General features: G+C 71.3%; 21 protein-coding genes. 5 read left to right on the top strand and 16 right to left on the bottom strand.

From position 1 onward, the window contains the following. Positions 1–569 precede the first annotated feature (569 nt). Positions 570–1,838 (bottom strand): tyrosine--tRNA ligase, encoded by a 1,269-nt coding sequence (tyrS, locus tag ACZ5OX_RS22600; protein WP_465632367.1) that lies wholly within the window; start codon positions 1,836–1,838, stop codon positions 570–572. A 293-nt stretch (positions 1,839–2,131) separates the two neighbouring features. On the opposite strand from tyrS, the gene ACZ5OX_RS22595 reads away from it, so the two are divergent. Then, on the top strand, positions 2,132–2,662 hold the full coding sequence (locus tag ACZ5OX_RS22595) for an HNH endonuclease (RefSeq protein ID WP_465632339.1): 531 nt from the start codon (positions 2,132–2,134) through the stop codon (positions 2,660–2,662). A gap of 171 nt (positions 2,663–2,833) precedes the next feature. On the opposite strand, the gene ACZ5OX_RS22590 is transcribed toward ACZ5OX_RS22595, so the two are convergent. The 7 genes from ACZ5OX_RS22590 to ACZ5OX_RS22560 form a co-directional block, all read right to left on the bottom strand. After that, positions 2,834–4,849: an outer membrane protein assembly factor BamB family protein gene (locus ACZ5OX_RS22590; protein WP_465632337.1), complete on the bottom strand. Its 2,016-nt coding sequence runs from the start codon at positions 4,847–4,849 to the stop codon at positions 2,834–2,836. Positions 4,850–4,974: 125 nt separating this feature from the next. Beyond that, complete coding sequence (locus ACZ5OX_RS22585) at positions 4,975–5,280, bottom strand: 4a-hydroxytetrahydrobiopterin dehydratase (protein ID WP_465632335.1); 306 nt, start codon at positions 5,278–5,280, stop codon at positions 4,975–4,977. An 87-nt stretch (positions 5,281–5,367) separates the two neighbouring features. Continuing rightward, positions 5,368–5,547, bottom strand: coding sequence for a DUF1272 domain-containing protein (locus ACZ5OX_RS22580; RefSeq protein WP_465632333.1), 180 nt, complete (start codon positions 5,545–5,547; stop codon positions 5,368–5,370). A 38-nt stretch (positions 5,548–5,585) separates the two neighbouring features. Continuing rightward, positions 5,586–6,344, bottom strand: a complete 759-nt coding sequence (locus ACZ5OX_RS22575) for a sulfite exporter TauE/SafE family protein (protein WP_465632331.1) — start codon at positions 6,342–6,344, stop codon at positions 5,586–5,588. Between the two features lie 185 nt (positions 6,345–6,529). After that, entirely contained in the window at positions 6,530–7,579 is a 1,050-nt protein-coding gene (locus ACZ5OX_RS22570) for an SPFH domain-containing protein (RefSeq protein ID WP_392878238.1), read from the bottom strand. 10 nt (positions 7,580–7,589) lie between these two features. Further along, positions 7,590–8,012 carry an NfeD family protein gene (locus ACZ5OX_RS22565; protein WP_392878240.1) on the bottom strand — a complete coding sequence of 141 codons (423 nt, stop codon included), beginning with the start codon at positions 8,010–8,012 and terminating at the stop codon, positions 7,590–7,592. A 120-nt stretch (positions 8,013–8,132) separates the two neighbouring features. Further along, positions 8,133–8,924 carry an ABC transporter ATP-binding protein gene (locus ACZ5OX_RS22560; RefSeq protein ID WP_449791913.1) on the bottom strand — a complete coding sequence of 264 codons (792 nt, stop codon included), beginning with the start codon at positions 8,922–8,924 and terminating at the stop codon, positions 8,133–8,135. A gap of 150 nt (positions 8,925–9,074) precedes the next feature. On the opposite strand from ACZ5OX_RS22560, the gene ACZ5OX_RS22555 reads away from it, so the two are divergent. Further along, positions 9,075–9,878, top strand: coding sequence for a hypothetical protein (locus ACZ5OX_RS22555; protein WP_465632328.1), 804 nt, complete (start codon positions 9,075–9,077; stop codon positions 9,876–9,878). Between the two features lie 1,027 nt (positions 9,879–10,905). On the opposite strand, the gene ACZ5OX_RS22550 is transcribed toward ACZ5OX_RS22555, so the two are convergent. The 3 genes from ACZ5OX_RS22550 to ACZ5OX_RS22540 all read right to left on the bottom strand — a co-directional run bounded on the left by ACZ5OX_RS22550 (position 10,906) and on the right by ACZ5OX_RS22540 (position 15,595). Then, positions 10,906–11,562 (bottom strand): response regulator, encoded by a 657-nt coding sequence (locus ACZ5OX_RS22550; protein WP_392913946.1) that lies wholly within the window; start codon positions 11,560–11,562, stop codon positions 10,906–10,908. Continuing rightward, positions 11,555–12,652 (bottom strand): GAF domain-containing sensor histidine kinase, encoded by a 1,098-nt coding sequence (locus tag ACZ5OX_RS22545; protein WP_449791923.1) that lies wholly within the window; start codon positions 12,650–12,652, stop codon positions 11,555–11,557. The genes ACZ5OX_RS22550 and ACZ5OX_RS22545 overlap by 8 nt, the downstream gene beginning before the upstream one ends. 321 nt (positions 12,653–12,973) lie before the next feature. After that, positions 12,974–15,595: an FHA domain-containing protein gene (locus ACZ5OX_RS22540; protein ID WP_465632326.1), complete on the bottom strand. Its 2,622-nt coding sequence runs from the start codon at positions 15,593–15,595 to the stop codon at positions 12,974–12,976. Between the two features lie 223 nt (positions 15,596–15,818). Here ACZ5OX_RS22540 and serB point away from each other — a divergent pair, with 223 nt between their 5' ends. Continuing rightward, a complete protein-coding gene (serB, locus tag ACZ5OX_RS22535) occupies positions 15,819–17,075 on the top strand; it encodes a phosphoserine phosphatase SerB (protein ID WP_449791910.1) in 1,257 nt (418 codons plus the stop codon). Positions 17,076–17,201: 126 nt separating this feature from the next. Here serB and ACZ5OX_RS22530 read toward each other — a convergent pair whose 3' ends face one another. The 3 genes from ACZ5OX_RS22530 to ACZ5OX_RS22520 all read right to left on the bottom strand — a co-directional run bounded on the left by ACZ5OX_RS22530 (position 17,202) and on the right by ACZ5OX_RS22520 (position 19,477). After that, complete coding sequence (locus ACZ5OX_RS22530) at positions 17,202–17,729, bottom strand: SixA phosphatase family protein (RefSeq protein ID WP_449807664.1); 528 nt, start codon at positions 17,727–17,729, stop codon at positions 17,202–17,204. A gap of 123 nt (positions 17,730–17,852) precedes the next feature. After that, positions 17,853–17,975 (bottom strand): SGM_5486 family transporter-associated protein, encoded by a 123-nt coding sequence (locus ACZ5OX_RS22525; RefSeq protein WP_449791908.1) that lies wholly within the window; start codon positions 17,973–17,975, stop codon positions 17,853–17,855. Between the two features lie 215 nt (positions 17,976–18,190). Then, complete coding sequence (locus tag ACZ5OX_RS22520; protein WP_465632324.1) at positions 18,191–19,477, bottom strand: CynX/NimT family MFS transporter; 1,287 nt, start codon at positions 19,475–19,477, stop codon at positions 18,191–18,193. A gap of 123 nt (positions 19,478–19,600) precedes the next feature. Between ACZ5OX_RS22520 and ACZ5OX_RS22515 the strand changes: the two genes are divergently transcribed. Then, positions 19,601–20,278: a FadR/GntR family transcriptional regulator gene (locus ACZ5OX_RS22515; RefSeq protein ID WP_449791906.1), complete on the top strand. Its 678-nt coding sequence runs from the start codon at positions 19,601–19,603 to the stop codon at positions 20,276–20,278. Between the two features lie 192 nt (positions 20,279–20,470). Here ACZ5OX_RS22515 and fabI read toward each other — a convergent pair whose 3' ends face one another. Both fabI and fabG read right to left on the bottom strand, forming a co-directional pair. Continuing rightward, positions 20,471–21,238, bottom strand: a complete 768-nt coding sequence (gene fabI, locus ACZ5OX_RS22510) for an enoyl-ACP reductase FabI (protein WP_449791905.1) — start codon at positions 21,236–21,238, stop codon at positions 20,471–20,473. Positions 21,239–21,240: 2 nt separating this feature from the next. After that, on the bottom strand, positions 21,241–21,960 hold the full coding sequence (fabG, locus tag ACZ5OX_RS22505; protein ID WP_449791904.1) for a 3-oxoacyl-[acyl-carrier-protein] reductase: 720 nt from the start codon (positions 21,958–21,960) through the stop codon (positions 21,241–21,243). A 312-nt stretch (positions 21,961–22,272) separates the two neighbouring features. Here fabG and ACZ5OX_RS22500 point away from each other — a divergent pair, with 312 nt between their 5' ends. Then, positions 22,273–23,418: an MBL fold metallo-hydrolase gene (locus ACZ5OX_RS22500; protein ID WP_465632322.1), complete on the top strand. Its 1,146-nt coding sequence runs from the start codon at positions 22,273–22,275 to the stop codon at positions 23,416–23,418. Positions 23,419–23,535: the final 117 nt, after the last annotated feature.

Here is a 23,535-nt window from a genome sequence, read left to right as displayed (position 1 = left end):
ACACCCGCGTTGAGCGGCACGGCAACCACCGGAATAGGGCGGCCCCGCGCACTGCGTCCTCGCTAGTGTTTATTTCAAAAGGAATCTCCAACCCCGATCAAACGATCAAGGCCGGGGATGTCAACATATCTGGCGTTGACTTTTGGCACGCTGTTGAGTTCTCAAGGAACGGACGCTTCCTTCGGACCGCCTTCCAGCGGGCCTCCGGGCTTCGTTCTTTCGTGTTTCCAGCTTATCAGATGTTTTCCGCTCCGTTTTCCGGAGTTTCATTCATCCGATTTCCCGTAACTGACCGGGATCGCTTTCGCGACGCCCACCACACTAACGCATTTCGAGCGTCACTCGAAATTCACACTCGCTCCGGTTGACGGGAACGCCAACAAGCCCATTTTCATGGGGATCAGAGTGAGAGTGGGTCTTGCCGAGTGGGGTGGCCGCTCCAGCGACTCGTTCAACACTAGGCCACCTGGACGACATCGTCAAACGCCGAGGGCCGGATCTGTCCAGATCCGGCCCTCGAGGCTCGAAGCCGCAGCTCAGAGCAGGTGTGTTTCAGCCATGGCCATGCCTCAGCCGGCGGCGACCAGCTCCGCCGCCGCCAGGTTCCGCTTGCCGCGCCGCAGCACGAGCCAGCGGCCGTGCAGCAGGTCGGCCTCGGTCGGCACAGCCTCCTCGTCCGTCACCTTGACGTTGTTGAGGTAGGCACCGCCCTCCTTGACCGTCCGGCGCGCGGCCGAGCGACTCGGCGACAGGCCGACGGCGACCAGCAGGTCGACCACCGTCTGGAGCTCGGACACCTCGGCCTTCGGGACCTCGGCCAGGGCGGCCGCCAGGGTCGGGCCCTCCAGGTCCGCCAGGTCGCCCTGGCCGAACAGCGCCTTGGACGCGGCGACCGCGCGCTCGTACTGCTCCGCGCCGTGCACCAGCGTGGTGAGCTCCTCGGCGAGGGCGCGCTGGGCGAGGCGAGCGGCGGGGCGCTCGGTGGTCTCGCGCTCCAGTTCCTCGATCTCCTCCTTCGAGCGGAAGCTGAAGATCCGCAGGAAGTTCGGGATGTCCCGGTCGTCCGCGTTCAGCCAGAACTGGTAGAAGGCGTACGGGGTGGTCAGCTCGGGGTCGAGCCAGACGGTGCCGGACTCGGTCTTACCGAACTTGGTGCCGTCGGCCTTGACGATCAGCGGCGTGGCCAGCGCGTGGACGGACTTGCCGTCGGCCTTGCGGATCAGGTCCGTGCCGGCGGTCAGGTTGCCCCACTGGTCGCTGCCGCCGGTCTGCAGGGCGCAGCCGTAGCGGCGGTTCAGCTCCAGGTAGTCCATGCCCTGGAGGATCTGGTAGCTGAACTCGGTGTAGCTGATGCCCGCGTCGGAGTTGAGCCGTCGGGCGACGGCCTCCTTCGCGATCATGTTGTTGACCCGGAAGTACTTGCCCACGTCACGCAGCAGGCTGATCGCCGACATCCCGGACGTCCAGTCCAGGTTGTTGACCATGCGCGCCGCGTACGGGCCCTCGAAGTCGAGGAAGCGCGAGATCTGGCCACGCAGGCGCTCGACCCAGCCGGCCACCGTCTCGGGGTCGTTGAGCACGCGCTCGGCGGTGGGCTTCGGGTCGCCGATCAGGCCCGTGGCGCCGCCGACCAGACCGAGCGGGAGGTTCCCCGCCTGCTGGATGCGGCGCATGGTGAGGATCTGCACCAGGTTGCCGAGGTGCAGGCTGGGGGCCGTCGGGTCGAAGCCGCAATAGAACGTGACCGGGCCGTCCGCGAACGCCTTGCGCAGTGCGTCCTCGTCAGTGGAAAGGGCGATCAGCCCACGCCACTGCAGCTCGTCGACGATGTCCGTCACGGTCACGCTTCTCCTTCGATCGGGCGTCCGCCCGGTGCCGGCCCGATTCGGTCGGGCCCCGGGTCGGTACGACTCCAGCCTGATAGAGCCTACGCGGTTCCGGCCAGCGAGTTTTCCCCGAGGCACCCCACCGGGTCGGAGGGCCCGCTCTCCCGGGCCCCTCCCCGATACCGGAAATTCCGTTGTTCGACGGCTGCGGGCCCATTCAGAGTGGTTCCACCGCCGTGCGGCGGCAGTGACGTGTGTGGAGACGGTCGTGCCGCCGTGGCACGCCCGCGGGAAGGGTGTGCCGAGTGCGCAACACGCTGGTTCTGAACGCGAGCTACGAGCCCCTGACGACGGTGTCGCTCCAGCGCGCCGTCGTCCTGGTGCTCCAGGACAAGGCGGTGGTGGAGCAGGCGCATCCGCTGCGCTCGATCCGGGGGACGGGCGTGGCCGTCCCGGTGCCACGGGTGATCAGACTGCAACGGTACGTACGGGTGCCGTTCCGACAACAGGCTCCGTGGTCGAGGCGGGGCGTCCTGGCCCGGGACCAGCACCTGTGCGCGTACTGCGGCCGGCGGGCCACCACGGTGGACCACCTCGAGCCGAAGTCGCGCGGTGGTGCCGACAGCTGGATGAACACCGTCGCCGCGTGCGCGGAGGACAACCAGCGCAAGGCGGACCGTACGCCGGAGCAGGCCGGGATGAAGCTGCTGCGCCGCCCGTTCGTACCGACGCCGCAGGCGAGTCTCATGCTCGCGCTCGGTCTGCGCAGCTCGGAGGTCCGGGACCTCGCCGACTGGCTGCCTGCCGTACCGGGCCGACCCGTCTCGGCGGCGTGAGGCGGTTTCCGGGCACGGGATCGTCCTCGGCACTCTCGGCACTCTCGGCTCCCTCAGCGCTGTCGACGCTCTCGGAACTCTCGACGCTCCCGGTCTGAGGACGCTCCCGGCGTCCGGACGGCGGCGGGTGCCTGTGGGATGGCATGGACGGAGGGGTACGGACGGAGGGCCTCAGTCCTTCGCCTGGTACCCCGCCGCCGTGCCGTAGTTGGTCGAGTGCTCGGGCACCACGACCACCTGCCCGCCGCCGATCAGCACCCGTCCGGAGATCAGGAGCGAACCGGTGCCGGCCGGGAAGTTGCCGCCGATCGCCTCCTGGCCGCCCGCCAGAGGGAACCTGCTGAGGCGGGCAGGCTGGTCCCGTCGTTCATCGGCGGCGAGCACCAGCGTCCCGCCGTCGATGCCCACGGCCCGGGCGGCGCCCTTGGCAGCGGTGGGCACCTTCCAGCGCTGCTTGCCGGTGTCCAGGTCGTAGCCGACGGCGGCCACCTGTCCGCCGCCGTTCGGAGGGGCCAGGGTGGTGACCATCGTCCGGCCCTCGAAGTACACGCCGGGAGTGGCCGAAAACGTACCGTGGGCGACGTCCAGCCGACCGCCGTCGACGGCCACCGGGATCTCGGCGGCCGGATCACCGCCCGCACCCCAGGCGAACAGCCGGTCCGCCTCGGGCTTCTCGCCGGTGGTGAGGACCACGGACGGCTCGGCGGACAGCACGGTCACCGTCTTCGGCTGGTTGTTCAGGCCCCGCCACCAGGCGACCTTGCCGTCCGCGGTGTTCAGCGCGACGGCCTGGTCGGCAGGGGTCGAATCGGCGCAGGAGGAGGCGACGAGCACGGTCTTGCCGCTGACGCCGCCAGAGAGGGTGCAGAACTTGCCCTGGCCGGTGTACTGCCAGACGTCCTTTCCGTCGGCGGACTCCCAGGCCAACGCCCGGTCGTCACCGACGGCAACCACCTTGTCCTCGGTGACGCCGACCCGGGCCGAGTACGCGCCCTTGGCGTCCGAGAGAGTCTTGGTCCAGGCGGTCTTGCCGGTCTTGGTGTCCACCGCGGTCACCAGCGTGCAGGGGCTCTTCGGGTCGGCCTGCGGACGGAACAGCACCGCGCCCAGACCCGCCTGGTTCACCCCCGTCGACAGCCCGCACGGAGCGGCCCCGGCGGCCGGCGGCTCCACCGACCAGGTCGGCTTGCCACCCGCCCGGTCATAGGCGCGCACCCCGGAGCCGTCGGCCCGGACCACCACGTCGGCCAGCAGCCAGCTGCCGATCAGCGTGTCGTCGCCCCCGGACGAACCGGTCGCGGCGGGCTGCGCGGCCCACGCCCGGGCATGCGCCACCGCGAAACCCGGCTCACCGCCGCTGCTCGCCGCCGCGCTGCCACCGCCCTCGGCGCCAACCGTCAACCCGGCGGCCACCAGCACCCCCAGCGCGGCCACACCGGCGCCGGTCCGCACCAGCAGGGCCTTGCGGCTGGGCACGTGCTCCCCGGTCAGCACCGCGCCGGCGGCCTTCCGGGCCTTGGCGGAGAGCGAGGAGCCGGAGCCCACGCCGGAACCGGAACCGGCTCCGCCGCCGGCGCCTCGACGAGCAGCGGCCCTCGACGGTGCGGCGGTCTCGGCCTGGCGCTCGGGGGCCTGTTCCCGAGAGGTCCCCGCAGGCTGCTCGGGGCCGGGCTCGGGTGCCGGCTCGACCTCTTCGATGTGCACGTAGCCGTCCGGCGAGTACTCCGCCCCCGCAGGGACGTACAGCCCCTCTGCGGCGGCGGGCTGCTGCGACGTGGCGTACGGTGCGTAGGACTGGTGCTGCTGTGTGTGGTCGGGGTAATGCGGATGCGGCTGGTACTGCTCCTGGCCGTCGTACCGGCCCTGGACGTAGCCACCCTCGACATAGCGGCCCTCGACATAGCCGGTCGGACCGAAGCCGGACTGGCCGTACCCACTCTGGTGGTACCCGCTCTGGTCATGGCCGGCGTGCCCGTAGCCGCCCTGGCCGAACTGCTGCTGCGGATGCTGTTGCTGCTGCCCGTACTCGGCTGAGCCGTAGTCCGGCTGGGGCTGCCACTGCGACGGCTGCTGAGGTGCCTGCTGCTGCTCGGAGTACCCGCTGTACGTGTCGTTCTGCCAGTCCTGGTGGCCCTGGGGCGGCCACGGCTGCCGGGGGTGGGCGTCTCCGAAGGGCTCCTGCGCCATCCGTTCCCGTCCCTCCGAGCCGTCCGCCTGCCGATGCGGCAGTCAGCATCTCACGCCCGCCCGGAGGCGCCGCCCGGGCCCTCGGTCCTCGGCCGTACGGTCCCGGGCTTCGCGGTCGTTCCGCGTCAGGCCGCCGACTCGGCGCGCAGGGCCTCGTCGATCCGGGCGGCGAGGGAGAAGTCCAGCCCGGTGAGGCCGCCGGCGCTGTGGGTGGACAGGACGAAGCGCAGCGTGCGCCAGCGGACGTCGATGTCGGGGTGGTGGTCGAGCGCCTCGGCCTGCTCGGCGACGGCGACGACCACCCGGATCGCCGCCGGGAAGTCCGGGGCGTCGGCGGTGCGGGAGATGCTGTCGCCCTCCCGCGTCCACTGGGGCAGCGCCACCAGGGCCGCCGTGATCTCGTCCTCGTTCAGCCGTGCCCTGTTGCTCATCGCCGCGCTCCTGATGGGTCGTCGGTCCGGTGCCGGGATTCCGGAGTGCCGGGACTCCGGGCTACCGGAACGTCCGGGGTTCCGGTGTCAGGCGGCCTTCCGCCGCGGACGGGCCACCAGCTCGCCACCACAGTTGGGGCAGCTGTCGGCCATGGCCTCGGTGCAGTCCGAGCAGAAGGTGCACTCGTAGGAACATATCGAGGCACGGCCGTCCGCGGTCAGCGACACCGCGCAGCGCTCGCAGCTCTCACGCATCTCCAGGGCCATGGCGCACTCCTCCGGTTTGCACGTGATGTGACGGACATTCAACTCAAGAGAAGCTTGGCGACGGCCACGAGACCGACCACCACGATGACACCGCGCAGCGCGGTCGGGGGGAGGCGGCGGCCAACCTTGGCACCGAGCAGGCCACCGACCAGCGAGCCCGCCGCGATCAGACCGGCGGCGGCCCAGTTCACGGTCGAGGTGAAGAGGAAGAAGAGCGCGGCGACCGCGTTCACGATCATCGCCAGGGCGTTCTTCACCGCGTTGATCCGCTGGAGGTCCTCCTGGAGCAGCATCCCCATCAGTGCCATCAGCAGCACGCCCTGCGCGGCGCCGAAGTAGCCGCCGTAGATGCCGGTCAGGAACACCCCGATCAGCAGCACCAGGCTGCCGTCCGGATCGCCACCGGGTCGGCGGCGGGCCGCGACGGCCTTGGCCACCCGCGGCTGGATCACCACCAGAACGAGCGCGAGCAGGATCAGCACCGGGACGATCGCGTCGAAGGCCCCGCTCGGCAACTTGATCAGCAGCAGCGCCCCGAGCAGCCCGCCGAGCAGTGAGGCCGTGCCCATGCGCAGCACCCGGCGGCCCTGGCCCACCAGTTCACGGCGGTATCCGATCACGCCGCTGAGCGAGCCGGGGACCAGGCCGAATGAATTGGAGACGTTGGCAGTGACGGGCGGGATGCCGACGGCGAGCAGGACCGGGAAGGTGATCAGTGTGCCGGAACCGACGATGACGTTGATCATCCCGGCGCCGACGCCGGCCGCCAGGACGGCGATCGACTCCCAGAGCGTCATAAGTCACCTCTCCTCTCGGTCCTGTCCGAGGGGATCATGCCGGACGGCCTCGCGCGCCGACCAGACCCGCCCACGATTCGGGACGCACGCCACACACCCCGGGACGTACGCGTCGGCCTCGAGAAAGGCCGAGGGCCCGCCACCTCTCGGCAGCGGGCCCTCGCCAGTCATTGGGGTTCGACCGATCACTCCGGGTCGATCTTCGGGTACTCCCGAGCCGGGTCCACCCGGGGACGGGCGGCGCCCTTCTCGGTGTCCACAGGCCGCGGGCCGGCTGCCGGGTCCAGCGGCACCTGGGTGGCCGCCGGGGCGGTCTGCGGGATGCTGGGTGCCGCGACCGCGCCGCCGTTCATTCCGCCGTTGCCGGTCAGACCGGTGAAGGCGCCGCCGAGGCCCTTGAGCGCGTCGCCGACCTCGCTGGGGATGATCCAGAGCTTGTTGGAGTCGCCCTTGGCCAGCTCGGGCAGGGTCTGGAGGTACTGGTAGGCGAGCAGCTTCTGGTCGGCGTCGCCATCGTGGATGGCTTCGAAGACCGTCCGGATCGCGGCCGCCTCACCGTCCGCGCGCAGGACTGCGGCCTGCGCCTCACCCTCGGCCTTGAGGACCTCGGCCTGCTTCTCACCCTCGGCCTTGAGGATCTGGGCCTGGCGCTGGCCTTCGGCGGTGAGGATCGCGGCGCGCTTGTCCCGGTCGGCGCGCATCTGCTTCTCCATCGAGTCCTGGATGGAGGTCGGCGGCTCGATCGCCTTCAGCTCGACACGGTTGACCCGGATGCCCCACTTGCCGGTGGCCTCGTCCAGGACTCCGCGCAGGCCGGCGTTGATGACCTCGCGCGAGGTGAGGGTGGACTCCAGGTCCATCGAGCCGATGATGTTGCGCAGCGTGGTGACGGTCAGCTGCTCGATGGCCTGGATGTAGCTGGCGACCTCGTACGTCGCGGCGCGAGGGTCGGTCACCTGGTAGTAGATGACGGTGTCGATGTTGACGACCAGGTTGTCCTGGGTGATCACCGGCTGCGGGGGGAACGGCACGACCTGCTCGCGCAGGTCGATGCGGTTACGAACCCGGTCGATGAACGGGACGACGATGTTCAGCCCAGCGTTGAGCGTCCGGGTGTAGCGGCCGAAGCGCTCCACGATCGCGGCGCTGGCCTGCGGGATGACCTGGATCGTCTTGATCAGCGCGATGAAGGCCACCACGACCAGGACGACCAAAACGATAAGGACGGGTTCCACGGACTCTCCCCTAGACGACCAGGGCGGTCGCGCCCTGGATTTCGACGACGTCGACCTGCTGCCCCGGCTGGTACACCTGGCCCGGGTGGAGCGCACGGGCCGACCAGATCTCGCCTCTCAGCTTGATCCGCCCGCCCTCCCCGTCGACGGTTTCCGCGACGACCGCGGTGGCGCCCTGGAGCGCCTCGATGCCCATCTTGACCTGCGGGCCCTTTCGAAGCTGCCGGTAGGCGATCGGGCGGACGAAGACCACCAGAGCGACCGAGACGACGACGAAGGTCACGGTCTCAAGGACCACTCCCCCGCCCAGCGCGGCCACGCCGGCGGCGGCCAGCGCCCCGACCGCGAACATGGCGAACTCCGGCATCGCGGTGAGCACCAGCGGTATGCCGAGCCCTGCGGCGGCCAGGAGCCACCAGATCCAGCTGTCCACACGTCCATCCTAGGGAGCGAAGGCCTTCGAAGCGGACAGTTCCCGCAGGTCGAGGGGCGGAAACCGGTCGCACGTGCGACCGGTTCCGACGGCCTTCCGGATGAACGAACGGACGGGGGCTCAGCCCAGCGGCAGACCCTGGGCCGACCAGCGGTCTCCGTGCCGCTCCAGGGTGAGCGGCAAGCCGAAGCACTTGGAGAGGTTGCGGGCGGTCAGCTCGGTGTCGATCGGCCCGGCCGTGAGCACCTTCCCCTGGCGGATCATCAGGACATGGGTGAAGCCCGGCGCGATCTCCTCGACGTGGTGGGTGACCATCGCCATCGCCGGGGCGAACTCGTCCTGAGCGAGCGCGCCCAGCCGGCGGACCAGGTCCTCGCGGCCACCGAGGTCCAGGCCGGCGGCGGGCTCGTCGAGCAGCAGCAGCTCGGGGTCGGTCATCAGGGCGCGGGCAATCAGGGTGCGCTTGCGCTCTCCCTCGGAGAGGGTGCCGAACTTGCGGTCTGTGAGGTTGGCCATGCCAAGGCGGTCGAGCAGGGCAAGGGCGCGGGCCTCGTCCGACTCCTCGTAGGTCTCCTGCCAGGTGACCGTCATACCGTACGCGGCGGTGAGGACGGTCTGGAGCACGGTCTGCTCGGCGGGCAGCTTGTCGAACATGGCGGCGCCGGCCAGGCCGATCCGGGAGCGCAGCTCGAAGACGTCGATCTCGCCGAGCTTCTCGCCCAGCACCGTGACCTTGCCCGAGGTCGGGAACAGGTACGAGGACGCGATCTGCAACAGCGTGGTCTTGCCGGCGCCGTTCGGGCCCAGGATGACCCAGCGCTCGCCCTCGGAGATGGACCACGAGACCTGGTCGACCAGCGCGCGCCCCTCCCGGACCACGGATACGTCCACCAGCTCCAGCACGTCGCTCATGCCTACGCCTTCCCCAAAAAACAAGATTCTCGGCCGTCGGTGCGGGCGGCGAGCCTACTCCGGCAGCCGGTGGGCACGGGGTCGGTGCGCCGCACACGCATGGGCAAACCTACGCCACGCGGATGACCGCCGATTCCGTAGGCTGGCCGGATGCTCGCGACACCTGCCGACAATCCGTACGAAGAGCCCCGTTCGGGGCGGCTCACCGCATGGGGCAACGCCCTGCTGGCTGGTCTGGTCCCTCCGGACGACGCCGCCACGGCAGTCCTGGGCGCAGACGAGATCCATCGGGTCACCGGGCTTCCCGGCGACGAACCTGGCGAGCAGCACGGCCTGACCTGGGCGCTGGGCCGACTGCGAGTGCTCGGTGTGAAGGGTCTTCGTCTCGCGCTGCCCTCAGCCGGGCATCCGCTCGGGCTGACCGGCCCGAGAGCCTTCAACGAGCAGGCCATGAGTGCGGGTGAGGCCGTCCTGGCTGTGGGTGCACCGCTCGGGCTGGTGCCGGAGGTGGAGGTGTACGGTCCGGCCGGCGACCGCTCGGCCACCGTGCTGTGGCGCTGTTCCGAGGTCAATGACGCACCTCCGGCGGACGTGCCGTCGCTCCACGAAGCCGAGCGTGAGCTCGCAGACGGGCTGAGGGAGGCTACCGTCATGCTCGCTCGCCTCGACGTGGCCGGGGCCGGGCCTGAGGCCCTGCGCGCCCTCGATGCGTACCGCCGGCGTGGCCACAGCGAATTGCTCGCCCCCGGCTACCCGTCCCGGGCCGTCCGTGTCCTGGAGTCGGCCCGCCAGGTGTCCGCCCTGCTCACCATCGCCTCCGGCGGCCACGGCGCTGCCGTCAGCGCCTCGGAGATGGCGGCCCGCCAATCCGTCCTGACCCCGCTGTGGCGCACCGCCCGGCGCGCCCAGGTGGCCGCCTACAACGCCCTCGTCGACGAGCGAGACGACCGCTGAGAGGCGGTGGGGCCCGGAGCCGGCAGCGGCGAGCGCGATCACCTCGGCGCGCTCGTACCTGCCGTCGGGCCCGACCGTCAGGTCTCCCTGCGTCGTAGCGGCCGCCAGCCTGCGCCGGGACCACCCCAGGATCTCGGCCGCCTCCTCCTCCGAGAAGCTCTCCGCAAGCCGCCGCTCCAGCACCTCGACCGCGGCTCTCGCCGTGTCCGCGGCCTTGCGCATGCGCTCCATGACGGCCTGCTCCACCGCGGCAAACGGGACTGCGGCCAAGGTCTCCCGGCTGTACGTCGGCCAACCCCGGTATCCGCCACAGGGCCGCAGCTCCCCTGTGGCGGCAAGGCGTCTGACGTCCTCGGCGATCACCAGCAGACCGGTGGTGTGCCTCAGCACCGTGGCCGCCTTGGCCGCTCCCACCGGCGGCACGGCGCCCAACGCGAGGACGATCTCCTCGGCACGAGCCTCGAGCTGCACCTCGACGAGGGCCGACCAGGTGCCGTTGTCGAGGTCCGGTTCGGGGATCAGTTCGCGTTCACGTGCCAGGTTGAACTGCCAGCGCCGCATCCGGAGCCGGCGCCTCAGCAGCTCCGGCCCGTACGCCTGCCGGTCGCGGATTGCCACCCGGGCCGATCGCGCCCGGCGCTCGGCGGCTTCCGCTGCGCCGATATGCGGATCCATGTCCTGACACCCCGACAAGAGGGGTTCGTCCGGCCCCCGCCCCTGGCTTCCGCGCTCGGAAGCCAGGGGCGGCTCAGAGCTGGACGGGATGGACGCGCCGGACAGGCGGCACGTCAACTCGAACTCATGGGCCAGCACGGCAGGCCCGCAGTTATTGCGCATCGCGTTCATCCGGCCCTCCATCGGAATCGGTGTCGGCATTCAGGCTGGCACAACCGAATGACCACACGTCACCAAAATTCGGACCATCCCTGCCGAAAGGCATATGCCGGACCATCGTTTGACGCCAGTTCTGGCCGAAACCCTGCCGATCGACACAGCGCCCGCACCAACTCCCTGCGCCCCCAGCGCACTACCCCTCGCGGGTCTCGCCATGGCGAACGGCCCAGAGTGCCGCCTGAGTACGGTCGGCCAGGTCCAACTTCATGAGGATGTTGGACACATGGGTCTTCACCGTCTTCTCCGAGAGGTGCAGGCTGCGGGCGATCTCCCGGTTGGAGCGGCCGTCAGCGATGTGGCCCAGCACCTCGCGCTCGCGCTCCGTGAGCGTGCCTCCGCGACCCTGCGGAGCACGAGGGCCGTCGTCGGAAAGCAGGGCCTCGGCCAGTTCGGGCTGGAGCAGGACGTGGCCGGCGTGCACAGATCGGATCGCCCCGGCCAGTGCCTCCGGATCCACGTCCTTGTAGACGTACCCGGCCGCACCGGCCCGCAGCGCGGGGACCATCGTGCGGTGCTCGGTGAAGCTGGTGACGATCAGGATCCGGGCCCGGCTGCCTTCCCCCTTGAGCGTGCGCAGCGCCTCGATGCCGTCGACGCCGGGCATCTTGAGGTCCATCAGGACCACGTCAGGATCGAGTTCACGGGCCCGCTCGATGCCCTCCGCCCCATCGGCGGCCTCCCCGACCACCTCGATGTCGTCCTGGACCTCCAGGAACGTGCGCAGCCCGCGCCGAACCACCTGGTGGTCGTCGACCAGCAGGACACGGATCGACGGTGTGCTCTCAGGCACCGGGGACCTCCATCTCGACGAGCGTCCCCCGGCCGGGGGCCGACTCCAGGGTTAGCGTGCCGCCGACGGCGGACGCTCGGTCGCGCATCGAGGCCAGGCCGAGGTGGCGGCCGGCTCGACGGACTGACTCTGGATCGAAGCCGCGCCCGTCGTCGTGCACCCGCAGCACCGCACCGCGCGCCGGCGTCCCGGCCAAGGTGACGGTGACGGTCCGAGCTCCCGAGTGACGTAGCGCGTTGTGCAGCGCCTCCTGGGCGACTCTCAGCAGCGCGGCCTCCTGGGCTGGCGGCAGCGCCCGGACACCGTCGGCGGTGAAGGTGACATCGGCGGTGTGCGCCCGGTCGAGCACCTGCACCTGCGAGGCGAGAGTCGCGCTGAGCCCGTCCTCCTCCAGCGCGGCGGGGCGTAGCTCCACGACGACGGCGCGCAGTTCGTCGGCCGCCTCGGCGGCCAGCCGGGCGACCTCGGCGAGCTCGGCACGCGCCCGGGCCGGGTCGCGGTCGACGAGCTTGGCGGCCGCCTTGGCCGTGAGCCGCAGCGAGAAGAGCTTCTGCGAGACGGCGTCGTGCAGGTCGTGGGCGATCCGGGCCCGCTCGCCGGCCAGCGTGAGTTCGCGGCTGCGCTCGTACAGCCGGGCGTTGGACAGGGCGAGGGCGGCGTGCGCGGCAAGGATCCGCAGCAGCTCCTCGTCGTGGTCGGTGAAGAGGCCGCCGCCGCGCTTGTTGGCGAGGAAGATGACGCCCATCACCTGCGGCTCGTCCTCGGCCGCGTCGGTGTCCAGGATCGGCATGCCCAGGAAGGCGTCCATGTCGGGGTGGGCCGCTGGCCAGCCTTCGAAGGCGGGTGCCTTGCGGACGTCCACGAGCCGCGTAGGACCGGCCTCGTGCAGCATCGCGGCGAGCACCCCGTGCTGCCGGGGCAGCGGGCCGATCGCCCGCCACTGCTCGTCGGTGACACCGTCGACCACGAACTGGGCGAAGCCCCCGTGGTCGTCGGGAACACCCAGGGCCGCGTACTCGGCGCCGAGCAGCCCGCGGGCAGAAGCGGTGATGCGGCGCAGCACCTCGCGGACCTCCAGGTGCCGGCTCATGGCGAGCAGTGCCTGGCTGACGGTCTCGATCCCGGACAGGCACGGTTCGCAGGCAAGCAGCGGGCCGCGGTGGGCCCGGTGGTCTCCGGTGATGCTGGGCATATCGCCAAACTACCGCCGTCGCGACGAGCGCCGCGTCCGTCCGCGGCCGCCCAGGGCCCAGGTCCGGGGACCTAGGCCACAGGGCCCGCCCGGAGTCCTAGGGAGACCACCCGGAGCCCCGAGGGACCTCCCGGAACACGGAACCGAACACGCCCGGAACACGAAAGAGGCGGCCCTCCACACTGGGAGAGCCGCCCCTCGGCCTGTCGTCGAGAAGGGTCAGCCCTTCTGCATGACCTCAGGCTCGTGCCGGCGCTGGAGCCGGGTCACGATGACGCCGATGACGATCGAGATGGCGATCAGCACGCCCGCGTCGATCGCCCACTGGGCGACGCTGTGCTTCCAGAGCGGGTCGTAGTTGGGGTTCTGGAAGTCCTTGTTCCAGGGGCCCATGAGCACGGAGAGGTCGAGCGTGGTGGACACGATGCCGGTGCCCCAGCGGGCCGGCATCAGCCAGGCGACCTGCTCCAGTCCGGGCTTGCTGAAGATCTGGAAGAGGCAGCCGGTGAAGACCACCTGCACGATGGCGAACATGACCAGCAGCGGCATGGTCTTCTCGGCGGTCTTCACCAGCGCGGAGATCATCAGGCCGAACATCATCGCGGCGAAGCTCAGCAGGATCATGCCGATGGTCATTTCGATGACCGGCAGGTTCTTGACGATCAGGCCGTGCTCGGGGAGCTTGCGCGGCAGGAAGCCGACGGCGGAGATGATGGCGCCCTGGATCACGCTGAAGAACCCCAGCACGATGATCTTGGACATCATGTACGCCGAGCGGGAGAGCCCGGTGGCTCGTTCTCGCTCGTAGATCGCCCGCTCCTTGATCAACTCGCGGACGGAGTTGGCCGCTCCGGAGAAACAGGCGCCGATCGCCAGGATCAGCATGATCGTCGCGGCGCCGCTGTTGAGGTGGAGCTGCGTCTTGGGATTGGGCGCGAGCCCCGGCTCGTTCGGGATCAGCACGCTGACCGCGCCGATGACGGCGGGCAGCAGCACGGACAGCGCGAGGAAGCCGCGGTCCGAGGCGAGCACCGACATGTAGCGGCGCATCAACGTCCACAGCTGCGAGCCCCAGCTCTGCGGCTTCGGCGGCCTGACGGCCTCCTGGGCGACCTGGACGTGCTGCACCTCACCCGCCTCCACGGTGGGCGCGGAGTACTGCCGGTAGTGCACCGAGCCGCGGTAGCGGCCGGCCCAGTCGTGGTCCGGGTAGTTCTCGAAGGCCTGGAAGACGTCCGCCCAGGTCTCGTACCCGAAGAAGTGCAGCGCCTCGTCCGGCGGGCCGAAGTAGGCCACCGAGCCGCCCGGCGCCATCACCAGCAGCCGGTCGCACAGCGCCAGCTCGGCCACCGAGTGGGTGACGACCAGGATGGTGCGGCCGTCGTCGGCGAGGCCGCGCAGCATCTGCATGACCTCGCGGTCCATACCCGGGTCGAGGCCCGAGGTGGGCTCGTCCAGGAAGATCAGCGAGGGCTTGGTGAGCAGCTCCAGGGCGACCGAGACGCGCTTCTGCTGGCCGCCGGAGAGCGCGGTGATCTTGTTGTCGGCACGCTTGTCCAGGCGCAGCTCGTACAGCACCTCGTCGATCCGGGCGTCTCGCTCGCGGGCCTCGGTGTCGCCGGGGAAGCGCAGCCGGGCCGCGTACTTGAGGCCCTTGCGGACGGTGAGCTCGCGGTGCAGGATCTCGGACTGCGGCACCAGGCCGATGCGCGAGCGCAACTCGGCGAACTGCTTGTAGAGGTTGCGGCCGTCGTACAGGACCTCCCCGCGGTCGGCCGGGCGGTAGCCGGTGAGAGCGCGCAGCAGCGTGGACTTGCCGGAGCCGGACGGGCCGATGACGGCGACCAGCGACTTCTCCGGGACACCGAAGCTGACGTCGTTGAGCAGGATCTTCTTGGTGCCCTTGTGCTCGACCTCGACGGTCAGGTGACGGGCGGAGAAGGAGACCGCACCGGTGTCGACGAACTCCTGCAGCTGGTCGCCGACCAGGACGAAGCTGGAGTGGCCGACGGTCAGCCGGTCCTGCGGGCCCATCAGCTGACGCTGCACCCGCTGGCCGTTGAGGAAGATGCCGTTGTGGCTGCCGAGGTCGACGATCTCGTAGCGGCCGTCCGGGAGCTGGCGCAGCTCGGCGTGGTGGCGGGAGACCTGGAGGTCGGACACCACGACGTCGTTGTCGAGCGCACGGCCGATCCGGACGGTGCGCATCGCCGACGTCAGGTTGCGGATGATGGTCGGCTGCGGCCCGCCGTCGTGCTGCGGCGGGGCCGGAAAGCCCTGCTGGGGGAAGCCACCGTGCTGGGGCTGGGGCTGCTGCGGGGCCGGCTGGGCCTGCGGCGGCGCGTACTGCTGCTGCGGGAACGCCGGCTGGGCCTGCGGCTGCCCCTGCCAGGCCTGCTGCTGCGGCTGCGGCTGCTGGTACGGGTCGTGCTGCGGCCAGCCCTGCTGCGGGGCGGGCTGCTGGGGCGTGGGCACCGGGCCGCGGCTGGTGGCGGCCTCGTGCACCGGGGCGGCCTCCGGCGCCGGGGCCTGCGGAGCCACGGCGTGCGCGGGTGCGGAGAAGCCGAGCCGGGGGCCGTTCTCCGGGTTGCCCAGGTTGACCACGGCACCGGGGAACAGCTGGGCCTGCATGGTGCGGGCGCCGGCCACGTACGTTCCGTTGGTGCTGCCGTGGTCGTCCAGCTGCCAACCGCTGCCGTTGAAGCTGATGGTCCCGTGCTGCCAGGAGACCCTGGCATCGTCGAACGTGAAGTCCGACTGCGGGTTGCGCCCGATGGTGTAGGACCGCCCGGGCTCCAGAGTCCGCTGCTGTCCGTTGATCTCGATGACGAGTTGCGGCACTGCTCGCCTGCCCCGCTCTCTCGGTTCCCCCGAATTGTGGCCCCCGGCCGGGGCTGCGATGTTCCTGTGACTGACGGGGGGAATCATTCCAGCCTGCCGACCGCCGGTGAAAGTCAGCCCTGGCGACTGTGACCAGGCTGCTACCGAGCCCTGACCCGCGGCGTCCCGCGAGGTGGGACGGGTGCTCCCGGGCCCTCGGCCGCCCGGTAGCGTGGGAGGCACCATGAACGCATCGCCCCTGGCCGCTGAGCCCCTCCCCGCCGCCCAGCACCGGACCGCGGACGAGCGCACCCTGCTCGTCAAGGTGTTCGGCAAGGACCGCCCCGGCATCACCGCCGGCCTCTTCGCGACGCTGGCCGGCTTCGGCGTCGACGTCATCGACATCGAGCAGGTGGTCACCCGTGGCCGCATCACGCTGTGCGCCCTGATCACCCCGCCTCCCACACCCGGTGCCGAGGGTGGACTGCGGGCCACCGTCCACCGCTGGGCCGACGAGCAGAAGCTCCAGGCCGAAATCCTCTCCGGCATCGGTGACAACCGGCCGCGCCGTGAGGGCCGTTCGCACGTCACGGTGCTCGGCAACCCGCTGACCGCCGCCGCCGTCTCCGCGCTCACCTCCCGGATCACCGCCTCGGGCGGCAACATCGACCGTGTCTTCCGGCTCGCCAAGTACCCGGTGACGGCGGTCGAGCTGGCCGTCTCCGGCGTGGCCACCGACGAGCTGCGGGCCGCCCTGGCCCAGGAGGCCGCCACCCAGCGGGTGGACGTCGCGGTGGTCGCCGCCGGGCTGGAGCGCCGGGCCAAGCGCCTGGTGGTCATGGACGTCGACTCGACGCTCATCCAGGACGAGGTGATCGAACTGTTCGCCGCCCACGCGGGCTGCGAGGAGGAGGTCGCCGAGGTGACGGCGGCGGCGATGCGCGGCGAGCTGGACTTCGCCGAGTCGCTGCGGGCCCGCGTGGCACTGCTGGCCGGGCTGGACGCCTCGGTGACCGAGAAGGTCCGTGCCGAGGTCCGCTTCACGCCGGGCGCGCGCACTCTGATCCGTACGCTGCAGCGCCTCGGCTACCAGGTCGCGGTGGTGTCCGGTGGCTTCACCCAGGTCACCGACCACCTGGTGGAGCAGCTGGGACTGGACTTCGCGGCCGCGAACACCCTGGAGGTGGTGGACGGCAGGTTCACCGGCCGGGTGGTCGGCGAGATCGTGGACCGGGCGGGCAAGGCCCGCTGGCTGGCCCGTTTCGCCGAGCAGGCGAAGGTGCCGCTGGAGCAGACGGTGGCGATCGGCGACGGCGCCAACGACCTGGACATGCTGAACGCGGCCGGCCTCGGGGTGGCGTTCAACGCCAAGCCGGTGGTGCGCGAGGCCGCCGACACCGCGGTGAACGTGCCGTTCCTGGACACCGTGCTGTACCTGCTGGGCATCACCCGCGAGGAGGTCGAGGCGGCCGACGCGCTGCACGGCACCCCGACCGAGTAGGCGCGGACCCGGCGACGGCCGATGGAGTGAGGCCCGCCGAGGAGTGCCTGCGTTTCGCGTCCCGCAGCCGCGGACACACGAGGGGCGCGTGGATCAATCCGCGCGCCCCTGACGTACGTTCCGGGGTCAGTCCTGCGGCGTGTGGTACGAGACCAGCTCGGCCACGCCCGGCTCGACGCCCTTCCAGGAGCCGCTGAAGCTGAGCACCGCGATCGCCGCCGTCGGGAAGCCCCCGAGTCGCAGCCGCTCCAGCGCGTCCCGGTCCCCCGCGTCCCCGGCCAGCACCTGGGTCAGGCCCAGCACCCCCGGGTTGTGGCCGACCAGCACCACGTCCGAGTACTCCTCCGGGGTCTCCTGGAGCACCGCGATGATCTCGCCGGGGCTGGCCTCGTAGACCCGCTCCTCGTAGACGGTCTTGAGGGGCCGCTGCGGCAGCTCGTGGACGGCCAGCTTCCAGGTCTCGCGGGTGCGCAGTGCGGTGGAGCAGACCACGTAGTCGGGGCTGATGCCGGAGTCCACCAGCCAGCGGCCGGCGTCCGGGGCCTGGTGACGGCCCCGGTCGGCCAGCGGCCGGTCGTGGTCGTCCACGCCGTTCGGCCAGTCGGCCTTGGCATGGCGGAGAACGATGATCCTGCGGGGCGTGTCGGCGCTCATACCCAGCAAGCTTGGCAGAAAAGCGGCCCGGCGGCGCGACGCTCCCGGATGCCGCCACTCCGAGGAACGACGAGTGTCATCATGCCCCGTTCACCGGGGCGTCGGATGGCGCACGGGCGTCCGTCAGCCCATCGTGGCCGCGACGGTGGCGATGATCGCCACCAGCACCACGACGGCGCCGAAGGCGAGGGCGATGCGGCCGAGCTGCTTGCGGCCGTCGGTGGGATTGGGATCGAGAACGGGCATGTCCGAAAGTCTCCCATCCCGAACACGCCCGTCCTCCGCTGGCCCCTCCCCCTTGGCCGGGCCTTGACCTTCCCAGGCCCGGCTTTCACCGCCGCGTCCGACCGCCTCGCGGCCTCACGCGCCCCGCCGCGGCGTCACACGCCCCTCCACTGCCGCACGCGCCCTGCCGCGGCATCACGCGCTCCTCCAGGGCATCGCACGCCGTGCCCGGGGCGTCACGCCTTGGCCTGCTCCGCCGGGTGCACCGCCTCGTCCTCGATGTGCCGGGCCCGCGCCGCGCGCAGGCCGAACAGCATCTGCGGCACCAGCAGCAGCGCCAGGAATCCCAGCGGCCAGTACCACTGGCCGGTGATGTCGTAGATCCGGCCGATCAGGATCAGGCCGGGAACGGAGATCAGGTAGCCGACGCCCTGGGCGAAGGCGGACAGCTGCGCCACCCCACCCGCCGTCCTGGCTCGCAGTCCGATCATCGTCAGCACCAGCGGGAAGGCGCAGTTGGACAGGCCCACCAGCACGGCCCAGACCCACGCCCCGCCGGCCGGGGCGAACGCCAGCCCGGCGTACCCGGCGATGCCGCAGGAGGCCAGCACGACCACGAACGGCCGCTGGTCGCCGCGGCGGGCGGCCAGGTTGGGCAGCACGAAGGAGACCGGCACGCCGATCACCATGGTGACCGCGAGCAGCACCCCGGACGTGCCCTTGTCGACGCCGGCGTCCTGGAAGATCTTCGGCAGCCAGCCCATCACCACGTACGCGCCGGTGGCCTGGAGGCCGAAGAAGCAGGCCAGCGCCCAGGCCGTACGGCTGCGGGTGATGGGCAACCGGGCGACGGCGGCGCCGTCGGCGCGCTCACCGCGCTCGCGCTTGGCGATCAGCACCGGCAGCCAGAGCACCAGGGCGAGCGCGCCCAGCGCGGCCCAGACGCCCAGTCCATGGCGCCAGTCACCGCCGAGCGCGTTGGTCAGCGGCACGCTGACCAACGCGGCCAGCGCGGTGCCGGCCGACAGCGCCATCGAGTACAGGCCGATCATCGGACCGACCTTCTCCGGGAAGTACCGCTTGATGACCACCGGCAGCAGCACGTTGGAGACCGCCACACCGGCCATGGCGAGCGCGGTGAGCAGCAGGAACACCGCCGTGCCGCCGGCGAAGGAGCGGGCCAGCACGCCCGCCGTGATCGCGCCCATCCCGGCCGTGACCACCGCGATCGGGCCGATCTGGCGGGCCGCGGCCGGTGCGGCGAACCCGAACAGGGCGAAGCACAGCGAGGGGACGGCGGTGAGCAGTCCGGCGAGCGTCGGGTTCATCCCGAGGTCGTCGCGGACCTGGTCGAGCAGCGGCCCGAGGCTGGTGACCACGGGGCGCAGGTTGAAGGCGGCGGCGGCGATCGCGACGGCGAACAGCCAGCCCAGGTACTTGGCGGAGCCGGAGGTGGCGGACCACTCGGCGGCCGGCGTCCGGCTCTCGGTCCGGGCGGAAGCGGTGGTGTCTGCTGCGGGCATGGAGAGCATCATAGAATGATGGGATGAATTGATGCACCCCGTTATTGGCATGATGTGCCGACCGTTCATCCGCCGGCCATCTCCCACCCAGGCCCCACCGAGCCGTAGTCGCAAGGAGTCCCCGTGGCGCTGTCCTCGCCGAGGCGCACCCCGCTGTCCGACCAGGTGATCGCACAGCTGCGTGCCCAGATCACTTCCGGGGAGTGGCCGGTCGGCTCCCGCATCCCCACCGAGGCCGCCCTGGTCGAACAGCTCGGTGTCGCCCGCAACACCGTCCGCGAGGCCGTCCGCGCCCTCGCCCACAACGGGCTGCTCGACATCAGACAGGGCTCCGGAACGTACGTCCTCGCCACCAGCGAGCTGGCCGGCGTGATGCACCGCCGCTTCGCCGACGCCGACCAGGCCCAGGTCGCGGAGCTGCGGGCGGCGCTGGAGACCTCGGCCGCGGCCCTCGCCGCCCGCCGCCGCACCGCGCGCGACCTGGAGCTGCTGGACGGCGCGATGGCCCGCCGGGAGGCCGCCTGGCTCTCCGGCGACGCCGAGGACTTTGTCCAGGCCGACGCCGCCTTCCACCAGGCCGTGGTGGAGGCCGCCCACAACGACGTCCTGCTCGCCGTCTACGCCGACCTCGGCGAGGCCACCCGCGAACTCCTGCGGCACGACATCGGCCCCGAGCTGGTCCCCGAGCGCTACATCGGCCACCAGGCCATCCTGGAGGCCATCAGGGACGGCGACGCCCAGCGCGCGTCCGTCGAGGCCGGCCGCGCCGCCCCCGGCCCCTGCGCCACCATCGAGGCCTGACCGCCCGCACGCCGGCCTCCGACGCCACCTCGGCCCCGACCCCGGCTGCCCCACCCCTCAGCCCTCAGCCCTCAGCCAGAACCACCCCGGGGCCCCACCGAACGAGAGCAAGAACGAGAACGAGAACGAGAACAGGACGCCGCTGCCCGGCACCCCTCGTGGGGTGCCGGGCAGCGGCGTACGGGCGGAGCGTCAGGCGCCGATGGCGTGCAGACCGCCGTCGACGTGGATGATCTCGCCGGTGGTCTTCGGGAACCAGTCCGACAGCAGCGCGACGATGCCGCGGCCGGCCGGCTCCGGGTCGCTCAGGTCCCACTTCAGCGGGGAACGGTGGTTCCAGGTGTCGGCCAGGTCGCCGAAGCCCGGGATGGACTTGGCGGCCATCGAGCCGATCGGGCCGGCCGAGATCAGGTTGCAGCGGATGTCCCGCTCGCCCAGGTAGCGCGCCAGGTAGCGGTTGGTCGACTCCAGGGCGGCCTTGGCCGGGCCCATCCAGTCGTACTGCGGCCAGGCGAACTGCGCGTCGAAGGTCAGGCCGACCACCGAGCCGCCGTCCTGCATCAGCGGCAGCAGCGCCGTGGTCAGCGACTTCAGCGAGTACGCCGAGACGTGCATCGCGGTGGCCACGGACTCCCACGGGGTGTCCAGGAAGTTGCCGCCCAGCGCGTCCTGCGGGGCGAAGCCGATCGAGTGGACGATGCCGTCCAGGGTCGGCAGGTGCTCGCGGACCTGGTCGGCGATGCCGGCCAGCTGCTCCGGGTTCGAGACGTCCAGCTCCAGCACCTTGACCGGGTTCGGCAGCTTCTTGGCGATCCGCTCGGTCAGGCTCGGGCGGGGGAAGGCGGTGAGGATGATCTCCGCGCCCTGCTCCTGCGCGAGCTTGGCGGTGTGGAAGGCGATGGAGGACTCCATCAGCACACCGGTGATCAGGATCCGCTTGCCCTCGAGGATTCCACTCATGTTCAGTGACCCATGCCCAATCCGCCGTCGACGGGAATGACGGCTCCAGTGATGTACGCGGCCTCGTCCGACGCGAGGAACCGCACGGTGGAGGCGACCTCGGCGGGCGCCGCGTAGCGGCCCAGCGGCACGCCCGAGACGATCTCCGCGCGGCGCTCGTCACTGAGCACGGCGGTCATGTCGGTGTCGACGAAGCCGGGGGCGACCACGTTGACGGTGATGTTGCGCGGGCCGAGCTCGCGCGCCAGCGACCGGGCGAAACCGACCAGGCCGGCCTTGGAGGCGGCGTAGTTGGCCTGGCCCGGGGAGCCGGACAGGCCCACCACGGACGAGATGAGCACGACACGGCCCTTCTTGGCACGCATCATCAGCTTGGACGCGCGCTTGACCACCCGGAAGGTGCCGGTCAGGTTGGTGTCCACGACGGAGGTGAAGTCCTCCTCCGACATGCGCAGCAGCAGGGTGTCGTTGGTGATGCCCGCGTTGGCGACCAGCACCTCGACCGCGCCGTGCTTCTGCTCGATCTCGGTGAAGGCGGCGTCGACCTGCGCGGCGTCCGTGATGTCGCAGCGGACCGCGAGGACGTCGTACTTGGCCAGCGCCTCGGGCACCTCGCCCGAGCGGCTGGTGATGGCCACCTTGTCGCCCGCCTCGGCGAAGGCCTGGGCGATCGCGAGGCCGATGCCCCGGTTTCCTCCGGTGACGAGAACCGAGCGGCTCAACGATCCACCTCTCTCCGTGTGTGAGCGCGTACGTCGGAATGCGCACGCAATGTGACGCTATCGGGCGGTCGGCGGCGGCGGCGCATCGGTCTCCCACAGCGCGACCCCGGCGGATCTGTCGCAATCCGACAATCCGCACCCGCCTGCGCCGCCCCGGCGACGGACATCGCCCAGGCCCGGGCGCTGCCCGGATCGGGGCGACTGTACGGGAACCACACGGGCGGGCGCACCCGTTGCCCCCGTGGTGCGGGCCGGCCCGGGACCTGCCGTACCGATCCCCGAGCATCCCGGTGAGCGACGAAGGCAGAGCGGATGACCAAGGCACGGCCCGGGAGCACCCACCGACGCGGACGACTGCTGGCCCTCACCGCCCTGGCGGCCGGCCTGGGGGCGGCCGCCTGGTCTCTGCGCGACCTCCCGGCGGCGTTCGGGCGGCGGCCGGACGGCGAGCGCGAGGAGCGGGTGCGCAACTCCCCGCAGTACCGCGACGGTGTCTTCCACAACGCGCCCTCCGCGCTCGCCCGCACCGCCGGCGCCCCCGGCTTCGACGGCGCCACCGCCCGCCGGATGCTGTTCGAGCGGGCCGGCCGTGTCCCCTCGCGTCCGGTTCCGACGGTCCGCCCCGCCGTCCCGGCCGGGCCGGCCGCCGAGGGCGTGGAGGTCACCTGGTACGGGCACGCCTCCGCGCTGGTGGAGATCGAGGGCTTCCGGGTGCTGTTCGACCCGATCTGGAGCGACCGCTGCTCCCCCGCCGCGCACGTCGGCCCCAAGCGGCTGCACCCGGTGCCGGTCGAGCTGGAGGAGCTGCCGCAGGTCGACGCGGTGCTGATCTCGCACGACCACTACGACCACCTGGACATGGTGACGGTCAAGCGCCTGGTGCGCAGCCAGTCCGCGCCGTTCGCGGTGCCGCTCGGCATCGGCGCCCACCTGCGCCGCTGGGGCGTCCCCGAGCACCGGATCATCGAGCTGGACTGGGACGAGACCTGCACCCTGGGCGACCTGGTGCTCACCCTCACCGCGGCGCACCACTTCTCCGGCCGCGGGCTGACCCGCAACACCACCCTGTGGGGTTCCTGGGTGGTCGCCGGCCCGAACCGCAAGGTCTTCTACACCGGCGACTCCGGCTACTTCGAGGGCTACGCCCGGATCGGCGCGCAGCACGGCCCGTTCGACGCCGCGCTGGTCCAGATCGGCGCCTACGACGCGGCCTGGGCGGACATCCACATGACCCCGGAGGACGCCGTCCTCGCGCACCGGGACCTGGCCGCCGGCCTGCTGGTGCCCGTCCACTGGTGCACCTTCAACCTGGGCCTGCACCCGTGGTCCGAGCCGGTCGAGCGGCTGGTGAAGGCCGCCAAGGAGCAGGCCGTCCCGCTGGCCGTGCCGCGGCCCGGCGAGCGGGTCGACGTCGACAACCCGCCGGAGCTGGACGGCTGGTGGGAGAGCGTCGACTGACGGCCCGCACCCACAGGCCGGTGGCACCGGCCCCGCTGGTCAGACGGCACCACCGGTCGGACGGTGCCGGTTTCGGACGGCGCGTCCGAAACCGCGGCGCAGCGGTCGTAATGCGCT

The organism is Kitasatospora sp. NPDC032121 (assembly GCF_055580145.1).
The sequence above is the reverse complement of the archived record's forward strand: the minus strand, read 5'-3'. Positions and strand labels throughout refer to the sequence as shown.